The sequence below is a fragment of the Arthrobacter sp. I3 genome, assembly GCF_000520575.1.
In the GTDB taxonomy this organism is placed as follows: Bacteria; Actinomycetota; Actinomycetes; order Actinomycetales; family Micrococcaceae; genus Arthrobacter; species Arthrobacter humicola_A.
Genome location: NZ_KI914908.1, coordinates 132,240 through 145,190 on the forward strand (window position 1 = coordinate 132,240; position 12,951 = coordinate 145,190).

8 protein-coding genes and 1 pseudogene are annotated in these 12,951 nt (G+C 67.9%); 1 reads left to right on the plus strand and 8 read right to left on the minus strand.

Annotated features, from left to right (window positions below; all coding sequences use genetic code 11):
• Positions 1-545, plus strand: a pseudogene (locus tag Y706_RS23805) (endonuclease domain-containing protein); the annotation flags it as partial.
• A gap of 185 nt (positions 546-730) precedes the next feature.
• Here Y706_RS23805 and Y706_RS0105320 read toward each other — a convergent pair.
• The 8 genes from Y706_RS0105320 to glmS all read right to left on the minus strand — a co-directional run.
• Entirely contained in the window at positions 731-1,816 is a 1,086-nt protein-coding gene (locus tag Y706_RS0105320) for an inositol-3-phosphate synthase (protein ID WP_018773719.1), read from the minus strand.
• A gap of 174 nt (positions 1,817-1,990) precedes the next feature.
• Positions 1,991-3,031, minus strand: coding sequence for an L-glyceraldehyde 3-phosphate reductase (gene mgrA, locus Y706_RS0105325; RefSeq protein ID WP_028275760.1), 1,041 nt, complete (start codon positions 3,029-3,031; stop codon positions 1,991-1,993).
• Complete coding sequence (treZ, locus tag Y706_RS23810; protein WP_253906694.1) at positions 3,012-4,673, minus strand: malto-oligosyltrehalose trehalohydrolase; 1,662 nt, start codon at positions 4,671-4,673, stop codon at positions 3,012-3,014. Before treZ ends, mgrA begins: the two co-directional genes overlap by 20 nt.
• 51 nt (positions 4,674-4,724) lie before the next feature.
• Positions 4,725-7,049 (minus strand): malto-oligosyltrehalose synthase, encoded by a 2,325-nt coding sequence (treY, locus tag Y706_RS0105335; protein ID WP_028275761.1) that lies wholly within the window; start codon positions 7,047-7,049, stop codon positions 4,725-4,727.
• The gene (gene glgX / locus Y706_RS0105340; protein ID WP_028275762.1) at positions 7,046-9,421 is read right to left on the minus strand and encodes a glycogen debranching protein GlgX; all 2,376 of its coding nucleotides are present in this window, start codon (positions 9,419-9,421) and stop codon (positions 7,046-7,048) included. The genes treY and glgX overlap by 4 nt, the downstream gene beginning before the upstream one ends.
• A gap of 91 nt (positions 9,422-9,512) precedes the next feature.
• The gene (locus Y706_RS0105345; RefSeq protein WP_028275763.1) at positions 9,513-11,051 is read right to left on the minus strand and encodes an NAD(P)H-hydrate epimerase; all 1,539 of its coding nucleotides are present in this window, start codon (positions 11,049-11,051) and stop codon (positions 9,513-9,515) included.
• 68 nt (positions 11,052-11,119) lie between these two features.
• Positions 11,120-11,467 carry a holo-ACP synthase gene (locus tag Y706_RS0105350; protein ID WP_018773713.1) on the minus strand — a complete coding sequence of 116 codons (348 nt, stop codon included), beginning with the start codon at positions 11,465-11,467 and terminating at the stop codon, positions 11,120-11,122.
• A 4-nt stretch (positions 11,468-11,471) separates the two neighbouring features.
• A partial coding sequence (gene glmS / locus Y706_RS23815) for a glutamine--fructose-6-phosphate transaminase (isomerizing) (protein WP_043434913.1) occupies positions 11,472-12,951 on the minus strand: 1,480 nt, incomplete at its 5' end.

The window sequence follows — 12,951 nt, forward strand, 5'->3', positions numbered from 1 at the left end:
CCCTGCGGTTGAGCCTGCCGGAGTTGGTCTGCCTGGGCGACGAGCTGGTGCGGATTCCCCGACTGGGGTTGGAAGGGCGCAGTGATCCCTTTGCGACCATCGATGAGCTGCGTTGGATGGTGGGCCGTCACCCGAACCTGCAGGGAATCGTCCGCGCCCGTGCCGCACTGGACTTGATGCGCGTGGGCTCGGATTCAGCGCCGGAGACGTTGCTGCGGCTAGCGATGTGCGACGCCGGGCTCCCGGAACCGGAACTGCAGCTCCCGCTGCGACCGGACAGTCCTGCCGCGCCGACGGCGGACCTCGGGTATCGCCGTCGGCGGCTGGCGGTTCAGTACGACGGCGGGCACCACCTGCTCCCCGCACAGATCTTCAGCGACCGCCGCCGTGACAAGGCCTTCGAGGCAGCCGGATGGACAGTGCTCGTCCTGACAAAAGATGACCTCGCGGATGGCTTCTCCGGCGCCGTCACCAAGATGAAGCGAATCCTCCGCACCTCATACCTCAGCCCGCCGGCCGCAGCTGGCTTTTCCAGCGCAATCTGAGGCAGCGAGCCGCCGATGTCTGCAAGACGTGAGGGAGGATCGGGTCGGTATCGGCCAAAGGTGAGGGAGCATCCCCGGCCCCAATCCGAAAACGACGACGCTCCCCCACCATTGGTGAGGGAGCGTCGGGTTGGAACACGCCAAACGTGAGGGAGCGTCCGGAGGCAGGGCGGCAGCGGGGGCGGTTAGCGCTCCAGGTCGCCGCGGATGAAGGCCTCGACCTTTTCACGGGCGAGGTCGTCGTTGAACTGCTCCGGCGGCGACTTCATGAAGTAGCTCGACGCCGAAACCAGCGGGCCGCCGATGCCGCGGTCCAGGCCGATCTTGGCGGCACGGATGGCGTCGATGATCACGCCGGCGGAGTTGGGCGAGTCCCAGACTTCGAGCTTGTATTCCAGGGACACCGGGGCGTCGCCGAAGTTGCGGCCCTCAAGGCGGACGAAGGCCCACTTGCGGTCATCGAGCCACTGGACGTAGTCGGACGGGCCGATGTGGACGTCCTTGGCTGCGAGCTCGGCCTCGACGTTGGAGGTGACGGCCTGGGTCTTGGAGATCTTCTTGGACTCCAGGCGGTCGCGCTCGAGCATGTTCTTGAAGTCCATGTTGCCGCCGACGTTCAGCTGGTACGTGCGGTCCAGGGTGACGCCGCGGTCCTCGAACAGCTTGGCCATGACGCGGTGCGTGATGGTGGCACCGATCTGGCTCTTGATGTCATCGCCCACGATCGGCACGCCCGCGGCGGTGAACTTGTCCGCCCATTCCTTGGTGCCGGCCAGGAAGACCGGCAGGGCGTTGACGAACGCCACGCCGGCATCGATCGCGCACTGGGCGTAGAACTCGGCGGCCTGCTGGGAGCCGACCGGCAGGTAGCAGACCATGACGTCAACCTGGGCGTCCTTGAGGGCCTGGACGACGTCGACCGGCTCCTCCGGAGACTGCTCGATGGTCTCGAGGTAGTACTTGCCCAGGCCGTCCAGGGTGTGGCCGCGCTGGACCGTGACGCCGGTCGGCGGGACATCGGCAATCTTGATGGTGTTGTTTTCGCTGGCCAGGATGGCGTCGGACAGGTCCTGCCCCACCTTCTTGCCGTCCACGTCGAACGCGGCAACGAACTGGACGTCGCCGACGTGGTACTGGCCGAACTCCACGTGCATCAGGCCCGGGATCGTGGCCTTGGGGTCGGCATCTTTGTAGTACTGGACGCCCTGGACCAGCGAAGCGGCGCAGTTACCTACGCCGACGATTGCAACACGAATCGGATGTGAAGACACGGAACTCCTTTTGAGAAACAAGGGTGACCGGCGCGGCCGCACTCTGATCTAATGCATCAGTTGTGCGGGCGGCAGGCGGACACGACGCCGTAAGGCGCCCTTAGTAGTCTAGTCAACGCCGCCGGGGCCGCGGTTGTTCCCCGGCGGCCCCGGCGCTTGTGTTAACTGCGGCGCCTACGGCTTCTGGGCCCACAGGTTGATGTCTGATTCGACGGCGAATTCATCGATCGCGTCGATCTCATCGGCCGTGAAATCCAGGTTGTTGATCGCAGACAAGGTGTCCTCGAGCTGCCGGACGCTGGAAGCGCCCACCAGTGCGGACGTGACCGACGAGCCCTTGCCCTGATCGCGCAGGATCCAGGCGATGGCCAGTTGCGCGAGCGTCTGCCCGCGGCCCTCTGCGATCCGGTTGAGCCCGCGCACGCGGTCCAGCTTTTCCTCGGTGATCATGGATTCACCCAGGGACTTGTGCTGGGCGGCCCGGGAGTCGGCCGGAATGCCCTTCAGGTAACGGTCGGTGAGCATGCCCTGGGCCAGCGGCGAGAACGCGATGGACCCGGCGCCCACCTGCTCCAGCGCCTCGAAGAGGTTGGGGCTGCCGTTCTCGGTCCAGCGGTTGAGCATGGAGTAGCTGGGCTGGTGGATCAGCAGCGGGGTGCCGAGTTCCTTGAGGATCCCCGCAGCCTCAATGGTCTGTTCCGGGGTGTAGGACGAAATGCCTGCGTAGAGCGCCTTGCCGGAGCGCACGGCCTGGTCCAGGGCGCCCATGGTTTCTTCCATCGGCGTTTCGGGGTCCGGGCGGTGGCTGTAGAAGATGTCCACATAGTCCAGGCCCATCCGGCCCAGCGACTGGTCCAGGCTGGCCAGCAGGTACTTGCGGGAGCCAAAGTTGCCGTACGGGCCCGGCCACATGTCATAGCCGGCCTTGCTGGAGATGATCAGCTCGTCGCGGTACGGCTTGAAGTCGTCCTTGAAGTGGCGGCCGAAGTTGGTCTCGGCGCTGCCATAGGGCGGGCCGTAGTTGTTGGCGAGGTCGAAATGGGTGACGCCCAGGTCGAAGGCGCGGCGCAGGATGGCGCGCTGGATTTCGAACGGCTTGTCGTCGCCGAAGTTGTGCCACAGGCCCAGTGAGATGGCCGGGAGTTTCAGGCCGCTGCGCCCCACGCGGCGGTAGGGCATGGAGTCGTAGCGGGTATCAGCTGCCAAATATGTCATACGTCATATCCTGCCTTAGTGGGTGAGTACCGCGGCGCAGCAGCAGCCAGCCCTCGTCCTCGCTGACATCGACGGCGGTGTCCTCGAAGCCGGGTTCAGTCAGGTCCGGCGTGGTGCGGCGCAGCGCGATGAGTGCCCGGTACAGCTCCAGGAGGCGGGCGTGGTCCCCTCGCGAGGCCTCGGCCCAGTCCAGCTTGGACCGGGTGAAGGTCTCCGGATCCTGCGGGTCAGGGACGACGGCGGGGTCCCAGCCCATGCGCTCGAACTCCCTGATCCGGCCCTCGGCCGTCGCCTTGCCCAGCTCCGGTTCCGGGTGGGAGGTGAAGAACTGCCACGGGGTGGTGGCCCCGTATTCCTCGCCCATGAACAGCATGGGCGTGAACGGCGAGGTCAGAGTGGCGACGGCGGCGAGCGCGAGCGGCCCGTAGCCCAGGGTCTGGGACAGCCTGTCCCCGGTGGCCCGGTTGCCGATCTGGTCGTGGTTCTGGCTGCACACCACCAGCGCGGCCGGGTGGACCTGAGCCGGGTCGATGGGCCGGCCGTGGTGGCGGGCGCGGAAGCTGGAGTAGCTGCCGTCGTGGAAGAACCCGCGCTCCAGGACCTTGGCCAGAGCCCCGAGCGAGTCGAAGTCGGCGTAGTAGCCGGTGGTTTCGCCGCTGACGTTGACGTGGACGGCGTGGTGGAAGTCATCGCTCCACTGCCCGGCCAGCCCGTACCCGTTGGCGTCCCGGGGGTAGAGCAGGCGCGGGTTGTTCAGGTCCGATTCCGCGATCATCGTGGCCGGACGTCCGGTCTCGGCGGCTATTTCGTCGGCGAGGGCGCCGAAGTCCTCCAGCAGGTGCACGGCGCGCTCGTCCTTGAAGGCGTGCACGGCGTCCAGCCGCAGGCCGTCCACGTGGTAGTCCCGCAGCCACATCGCGGCGTTGTCCAGGATGTAGCGGCGCACCTCGTCCGATTCCGGGCCGTCCAGGTTAACCGAGTCGCCCCAGGTGTTGCCCTCCCCCGATTTCAGGTAGGGCCCGAAGCGGGGAAGATAGTTCCCGCTGGGGCCGAGGTGGTTGTAGACAACGTCCTGGATGACGCCCAGGCCGGCGGCGTGGGCGGCGTCCACGAAGCGCTGGTACGCGGCGGGTCCGCCGTAGCCTTCGTGCACGGCGTACCAGAGGACACCGTCGTAGCCCCAGTTGTGGGTGCCGTTGAACCCGTTGACCGGCAGCAGCTCGACGAAGTCGATGCCCACCTCCGCCAGGTACGCCAGCTTCCCTGCCGCGGCGTCCAGTGTTCCCTCCGGCGTGAAGGTGCCCACGTGGAGTTCGTAGATGACGGCGCCCTTGAGCTCCCGCCCCGCCCACTGGCCGTCAGCCCACTGGTGGCGTCCGGCGTCGAACGTGCGGGAGAGCGCGTGCACGCCCGCGGGCTGGCGGCGGGACCGCGGGTCCGGCAGCGGGGTGGGATCCCCGTCCACCAGGTAGCCGTAGTCCACGTCCCCGTCGGCGGGCGCCCCGGCGGCGGTCCACCAGCCGGGCGCCTCCGCGCCGCGGCGGGTCATGTCGTACTTCCGGTCGTCAGCGAGGAGCGTGACGGCCTGCGCTTCCGGTGCCCAGAGATCGAAGCGGTCGCTTCCGTGTGCAGGCAAGGTCATGGCATTCTTCCGTTCCCCATGTCGGTACTATTCCCCATATCGAAGGACTGCTTAGGCGGTGGGCACCAGGAGGGCCACGGGGTAGTCCCGCAGGATCTCCCCCACGGCCACGGTGCCCGGACCGTGTGTGGCACCGGTCAGTTCATCGGCCATGGCCGCGGCGAGCTCGACGGTCGTGTCCTGCCATCCGCCGCGCTGCTCGAGGCCGCGGGGCAGCCGGGTGGCGAGCGTCAGCGCGCCCGGGGCTGCGGGAGTCCCGCGGTCAAAGGCGAGCAGGTGCGCTGCGGCGGCGCCCGTGGCGGTGACCGGGGTGTACCCGGTGAACAGCTCCGGCCTGTCCCGGCGCAGCCGCAGGGCCCGCGACGTGACGAGGAGTTTCGCTGCCTCGTCCAGGAACGACGCCGGACGCTCACCGGCGTCGAGCGCGGCGAGGGCGCGCCGGCGGGCACCGAAGTCGAACGGCCGCCGGTTGTCCGGATCGGTCAGCGAGCGGTCCCAGAATTCGGTGCCCTGGTAGACGTCCGGCACCCCGGGCATGGTGAGCTGCACGAGCTTGGCGCCCAGGGAATTGGCGGCCCCGTAGGGCTCCAGCAGGGCCACGAGGGATTCCAGTTCGTCGGTCACCTCCGGGGTGTCGAAGGCGGCGTCGACGGCGGCTGCAAGTTTCGCCTCGAAGGCCTCGTCCGGATCGATCCAGTTGGTCGAGTTCCCGGCCTCCCGGGCGGCTTTTTGCGCGTAGGACTGCAGCCGGTCGCGGTCTGCGGGCCAGACGCCTGCGACGGCCTGCCACAGCAGGTTGGCCAGCGGGCCGTCCGGCAGCGGCGCCAGCGTCTGCAGCCGGTGCAGGGATGCCTGCCATTCCGGTGCGAGCTCGGCCAGGACCGAGATCCGGGCCCGCGTGTCCTCGCTGCGCTTGGTGTCGTGGGTGCTGAGGGTTGTCATGGACAACGGCAGCTCGGCCTGGCGCCGGGCCATCCGGGTGTGGAATTCCTCCGGTGCCACGGCGAACTCGGTGGGGTCGGCGCCGACTTCGGTCAGGGTGCCCAGCCGGGTGTAGCGGAAGAACGCGGTGTCTTCCACGCCCTTTGCCATGACCATCCCGGAGGTCTGCTGGAAGCGCATGCCGAGTTCGGCCTGCGCGTCGAGCAGCAGCGGCAGCAGCACGCCGACGGCGCCTTCCAGTTCGGGGCGGCGGCGGACCGCGAGTTCGCATGCCTCTTTCAGGACGTCCGCACCCTCCGGAAGATAGCTGCGGTAGACCGGGAACGCGGCGATGATCTCGGACAGTGCGTCCGCCGCGGCTTCCTGGCCCAGTCCTGCCGAAGCAGGGACCAGCCGAGCCAGCCGGAGCATTTCCGAGTGCAGGATTCCGTCCGTGATCCGGCGTTTGGTGCCGCGGATCATGTCCTCGTAGTCGGCAGCGCCGCCGCGCAGTTCGGCGTCGAGCGCGTCAAGCGGGCCCTGGCCCGCGGCGTCGACGAACACCCGGTCCACGTCAGCTAGGGCGTCGTAGCCGGTGGTGCCCTCGCACGCGAAGCCGGCCGGCAGGGCCTCGCCCGGTTCCAGGATCTTCTCGATCAGCAGGTAGCTGCCGCCCGCGGCCTCCCGCAGCCGGTGCAGGTATCCCTCCGGATCGGCGAGGCCGTCCGGGTGGTCAATCCGCAGCCCGTCGACGAGCCCTTCCCGGAACCAGCGCACAACCTCCGCGTGGGCTTCATCGAAGACCTCGGGGATCTCCACCCGGATTCCGGCCAGGCTGTTGACGGCAAAGAACCGGCGGTAGTTCAGGTCCGTGTCGGCCCGGCGCCAGCCGATCAGTTCGTAGTGCTGACGGTCGTGGACCTCGCGGGGATCGTCGGCAGTGGAGTCACCTGCGGTATACGTGCCCTCTGCAAGCGGAAACCGGTGGTCGTAGTACCGCAGTTCCCCGTCCTTGATTTCCAGCGCGTCGACGTCGGAGTCGTCCCCCAGCACCGGGATCCGTACCCGGCCGCCGCCGAAGTCCCAGTCGACGTCGAACGCCTGCGCGTAGCGGGACTGCTGCCCCTCCTTCAGGAGCGACCACCACCATGGGTTCTGGGCCGGGGTCGCGACGCCGACGTGGTTGGGCACGATGTCGACCAGCACGCCCATGCCGGCCTCCCGCGCGGCGGCCGACGCCGCCAGCAGGCCGTCCGCGCCGCCCCGGTCCGGATCAATGGCGGAGGGATCGGTGACGTCGTAGCCGTGGTCCGAGCCGCGCTCCGCCGTGAGGATCGGCGAGAGGTAGATCCAGTCCACGCCCAGCGACTTCAGGTATGGCACGGCCTGAGCGGCGTCCTGCAGCGTAAACCCGGGCCGGATCTGCAGCCGGTACGTCGAGACGGGGGTTCTCATTTAGCCCGGCCCTTCGGCGTCTTCGGCTTGTCGGCCCCCGCCTTTTTCGAGCCGGAGGCTTTCGCGGAGCCCTTGGAGGCGCCGGTTGCCGGGGGCTCCGGCGCCGACTCGGCCAGAGCCTCCGGTTCCGGCGCCGCCGGAGCCTCCGGTGCCGGGTCCGCCGCAGCTTCCGGTGCCGTGACCGCAGAACCGGCATCCGCCGAATCCTCGTGCTCGGCCATCGCGGCGAGGGAGGCTGCCGCGGAGTAGTCCACCTCCACCTCGGGGCCGGAGTGGGCCCGGAGCACCACCATCGACTTTGCCGCCAGCTTCAGCACAGACCCGGCTTTCAGCGGCGCCTCAGTGTCCGCCTGGTCCGCGGTGTCCACCAGCACGTCCCAGAACCGTGAGTACTCCTCGGCCGGCAGGGCGAAGTCCACGTCGTCGTCGTGGGCGTTGAAGCCAAGCAGGAAACTGTCGTCAGTGATCCGGCGTCCACGGGAGTCCTGTTCCTGGATGCCGTGGCCGTTGTAGAACACACCGATGGTCCGGCCGAAGCCGCTGCCCCAGTCCTCCGGGAGCATTCCGGTGCCGTCCGTCTTCAGCCAGACGATGTCCGGCAGTTTCTCGCCCTCACCGCGGACCACAGGGCGGCCGTCGAAGAAGCGGCTGCGGCGGAAGATCGGGTGGTCGTGCCGGATCTTGTTGACGACGGCGGTGAACTCCACCAGCGGCTGGTCCATCGCGTCCCAGTGGATCCAGCTCAGCTCGGAGTCCTGGCAGTAGGTGTTGTTGTTGCCCTGCTGGGTGCGGCCGAGCTCGTCGCCGTGCAGGAGCATCGGGACGCCCTGCGAGAGCAGCAGGGTGGCGATGAAGTTACGCTGCTGGCGGGCGCGGAGGGTCAGGACGTGGTCGTTGTCCGTGTCCCCTTCCTCGCCGCAGTTCCAGGAGCGGTTGTGGGATTCGCCGTCGTTGTTGCCTTCGCCGTTGGCGTCGTTGTGCTTCTCGTTGTAGGACACGAGGTCGCGCATGGTGAAGCCGTCGTGCGCCGTGACGAAGTTGATCGAGGCCACCGGGCGCCGGGCAGAGCTTTCGTAGAGGTCCGCGGAACCGGTCAGGCGGGAGGCGAATTCGCCCAGGGTCGAGGGCTCGCCGCGCCAGAAGTCGCGGACCGTATCGCGGTATTTGCCGTTCCACTCGGTCCACTGCGGCGGGAAATTGCCCACCTGGTAGCCGCCCGGGCCGATGTCCCACGGCTCGGCGATCAGCTTGACCTGGGAGACGATCGGGTCCTGCTGGATGAGTTCGAAGAAGGTGGACAGCTTGTCCACGTCGTAGAACTCGCGGGCCAGAGTGGAGGCGAGGTCGAAGCGGAAGCCGTCGACGTGCATTTCCGTCACCCAGTAGCGCAGGGAGTCCATCAGCAGCTGAAGGGAGTGCGGGTGCCGGACGTTGAGGGAGTTGCCCGTGCCGGTGTAGTCCATGTAGTGCTTCAGGTCGCCGTCCACCAGCCGGTAGTAGGCCTGGTTGTCGATGCCCTTGAAGGACAGCGTGGGGCCGAGGTGGTTGCCTTCGGCGGTGTGGTTGTAGACGACGTCCAGGATCACTTCGATGCCGGCCTTGTGCAGCTCGCGGACCATGGCTTTGAATTCCTGCACCTGGTGCCCGACGTCGCCGGAGGAGCTGTAGGTGTTTTGCGGCGCGAAGAAGCCGATGGTGTTGTAGCCCCAGTAGTTGTTGAGGCCCTTCTCCTCCAGGGTGCCGTCGTTGACGAACTGGTGGACGGGCATGAGCTCGATCGCGGTAACGCCGAGCTTCTTCAGGTGCTCAATCACGGCCGGGTGGGACACGCCGGCATAGGTGCCGCGCTGCTCTTCGGGAATTTCCGGGTGGAGCTCGGTCAGGCCCTTGACGTGCGCCTCGTAGATGACCGACTGGTGGTAGGGGATCCGCAGCTGGCGGTCGCCGTCCCACTCGAAGAACGGGTTGATGACGACGCCGTGCATGGTGTGCGGAGCCGAGTCGCTGTCATTGCGCGAGTCGGGGTCGCCGAATTCGTAGGTGAAGAGCGCCGGGTCCCAGTCGATCTGGCCCTGGACGGCCTTGGCGTAGGGGTCCATCAGCAGCTTGTTCGGGTTGAAGCGGTTGCCGTGTTCGGGTTCGTACGGGCCGTGGACCCGGTAGCCGTACTTCTGGCCGGGCTGGACCTGCGGCAGGTAGCAGTGCCACACGTAGCCGTCCACTTCGGTCAGTTCGATCCGGGTTTCGGTGAGGTCGTCAGCAAGGAGGCACAGTTCCACCCGCTCGGCGCGCTCGCTGAACAGGGCAAAATTGGTGCCGGTGCCGTCAAAAGTGGCTCCCAGCGGGTAAGCCGATCCGGGCCAGACTTCCATGTGTACTCCTCGTGCGGAACGAATATTCTCTAGACAGACTACTTGTAAGTAGGGTTAGTATTTGCCCGGGCGCTCGGGGCGCCGCAGTTTGTTACAGCTCCCGCATCACCTCCGGAACGGCACGCGCGATGGCCGTTGCTGTCACCGGTCCCCCGCGGGAAGCCCGGACTCCGGCAAGACCGTGGATGCTGGCTGCCATCGCCGCGATCGCCGCCCATCTGGCGTCGGGGTCGATGTCGTATGCACCGAAGCGCCCGACGTCGGCGCCCAACTGCGCCAGCAGTGCGCCGATGACTCCGGCCAGGACGTCGCCGCTGCCTGCCGTGGCGAGCCAGGGGGTGCCTTCGGACTGGCTGTAGAAGTCCTGGAAGGGGGAGGCCACAAGGGTCGTGGCGCCCTTGAGCAGCACGGTGGCTTCGGTCAGGCCCGCAGCCCGCCGCACTGCGCTGAGGGTGGATGCTTCGACCGCGGAGCGGTCCAACACAACCCCGAGGCGCTGAAGCAATGCCGACAGTTCGCCCGCGTGGGGTGTCAGGATCACTTGCGGGGCCAGCACATCAGGCAGGGCCGGCAGCGCGCCGGCGTCGGCGATCGTGGGCAGGCCCGAGTCGGCGGCGTCGCGGGCGCGCTGCAGCTGCTCCTCATCGGTGTCATCCAGTCCGGAGCCGACGAGCCAGGCCTGAACGTGCGTGTCGGCCACGGCGCCGGCGCTGCACACCACCTCGGGGCAGGAACGGCGGACCAGGTCGGCGACGTCCGGCGGCCCCAGGTAACGCACCATTCCGACGCCGGCTGCCAGGGCGCCCTGGCAGGCCAGCACCGCGGCGCCGGGATAAGCGCCGGAGCCCGCGACCACCCCCAGCACCCCCCGGGAGTACTTGTGCGCCCGCCGCTGCGGGCGCGGCAGGAGGGCGGAAAGGTCTGCGGCCTCAAGCCGTCGCAGGGAAGGCCATGGCAGCGCCTGCTCGATTCCGATCGGGACCACCCGGATGGCGCCCGCGAAGTCCGCGCCCGGGTCCGCCAGCAGGCCGGCCTTGGCGGCCCCAAAAGTTAGAGTCATGTCGGCCGCCAGCACCGGCGCGTGCGCCTCCCCCGTGTCCGCGTCTACCCCGCTGGGGATATCGCAGGCCACCACCAAGGGGGAACGGGAGCCAGGCCGGGCACGTTCCATAGCCGCTACCAGTTCGGCGGCCGGTCCGCGCAGCCCGCCCTGGGCTCCGGTCCCGAGGACTGCGTCGATCACGACGTCGGCGCCGCCGGCCAGCGCGGCGAGTTCGGCGGCGTTGTCCCCGGTGAGGGCCACGGCATGCCCGCCGGCCTTCCGGAACGCCGCCAGCCCGGCGTCGTGGGCCGCGCCCGCGGTGAGCACCGCCGTCGTGCGCATGCCGCGGCGGGCCAGCAGCGCCGCGGCGAAGAGCCCGTCTCCGCCGTTGTTGCCCTTGCCCGCCAGCACGGTCACGCTCGAGCCGTACAGCCGCTGCCCGCGGCCCCGCAGTTCGCGGATCACGGCGTTGGCTAGGCCGTACGCGGCCCGCTGCATAAGAACAACGCCCGCACCGGAGCCCAGTGTGTCGTCGAGAAATGGCTTTTCGGCCTCACGCACCTGGGTTCCGGTGTAGGCGCTGATCATGGTTTCAGTCCATTCGCGGTCGCTGGGGAATGCTTGGCGCTGGGGCCGGTTCTGTCTGGACGGCCGTCTCAGCCTTCGGCGACAACCGTCGCCGTGGCGATCCCGCCGTCGTGGCTCATGGACAAGTGCCAGCGCTTGACGCCCTTGGACTCCGCCACGGCCAGCACGGTGCCTTTGACCTGGACGGTGGGGCCGTTCTGGTCCAGCCCGATCCAGCAGTCCTGCCAGTTCATGCCGGCCGGCGCCCCCAGAACCTTGGCCACGGCCTCCTTCGCGGCAAACCGCGCGGCGAGGGACCGCGTGTTCAGTTCCCGCTCGGCCGGGACGAACAGCCTGTCGCGCAGCCCGGGGGTGCGCTCGAGCTGGCGCCCGAACCGCTCAATGTCTACGACGTCTACGCCTATGCCAACAATCATGGCGTTATTCTACGGTCACGCTCTTGGCCAGGTTGCGTGGCTGGTCCACGTCGTAACCCTTGGCCGAGGCGAGTGCGAGGGCGAAGATCTGCAGCGGAACCGTGGCGAGCAGCGGCGCCAGGAGCGTCGGGGTCTCCGGGATGTAGAACACGTGTTCGGCGTACGCCTTGACGGCCTCGTCGCCTTCTTCGGCGATCACGATCGTCTTGGCGCCGCGGGCACGGACTTCCTGGATGTTGGAGACCACCTTGGCGTGCAGCGAGTCGCGGCCGCGCGGGGACGGGACCACCACGAAGACGGGCTGGCCTTCCTCGATCAGCGCGATCGGGCCGTGCTTGAGTTCTCCTGCGGCGAAGCCCTCGGCGTGGATGTACGCGAGCTCCTTGAGCTTGAGCGCGCCCTCCATCGCCACCGGGAAACCGACGTGGCGGCCCAGGAACAGCACGGACTTGGCGTCAGCCATGGACTGGCCGAGTTCCTTGATCTGAGCCTCGTTGTCGAGGATGCGCTGAACCTTGGCCGGAATCTTGCCCAGGTCAGCCAGGATGTCCTTGATCTCGCCCTGGAACTTGTTGCCGCGCAGCTGTGCCAAATAAAGGCCCAGCAGGTAAGCGGCCGTGATCTGGGCCAGGAACGCCTTGGTCGAGGCCACGGCAATCTCGGGTCCGGCGTGCGTGTAGAGCACGGCGTCCGATTCGCGCGGGATGGTGGACCCGTTGGTGTTGCAGATGGACACCGTTTTGGCGCCCTGCTCCTTGGCGTAGCGGACCGCCATAAGGGTGTCCATGGTCTCGCCGGACTGGGAGATGGAGACAATCAGCGTGTTCTCGTCCACGATCGGATCCCGGTAGCGGAATTCGTGCGAGAGTTCGACCTCGGTGGGGATCCGGCACCAGTGCTCAATGGCGTACTTCGCCACCTGGCCGGCGTATGCGGAAGTGCCACAGGCCAGGACGATGATCTTGTTGACGTGCTTGAGCAGCTCCGGATCAACACGGAGTTCATCAAGCGTCAGCTTGCCGTGGATGTCGGAGCGGCCCAGCAGGGTCTGCCGCACGGCGTCCGGCTGGTCGTGGATTTCCTTTTCCATGAAGGACGGGAAGCCGCCCTTTTCGGCAGAGGCAGGGTCCCAGTCGACGTGGTATTCCTTGCCCTCTGCGGGGGCGCCGTAGAAGTCCGTGATTTCCACGGAGTCGGCGGTGATCGTGACGATCTGGTCCTGGCCGAGTTCCACAGCGCGCCGGGTGTAGTCGATAAAGCCGGAGACATCGGAGCCGAGGAAGTTCTCGCCGTCGCCGAGGCCGACGACGAGCGGGGAGTTCCGGCGGGCAGCGACCACGACATCGGGCTGGTCGGCGTGGACGGCGAGGAGCGTGAAAGCGCCCTCGAGCCGCTGGCAGGCAAGCTGCATGGCCCGGGTCAGGCCGCCGTTACTGGCGTCACCGCCGAGCTGGTTCCGGTAGATGTCCCCGAGCAGGGCGGCC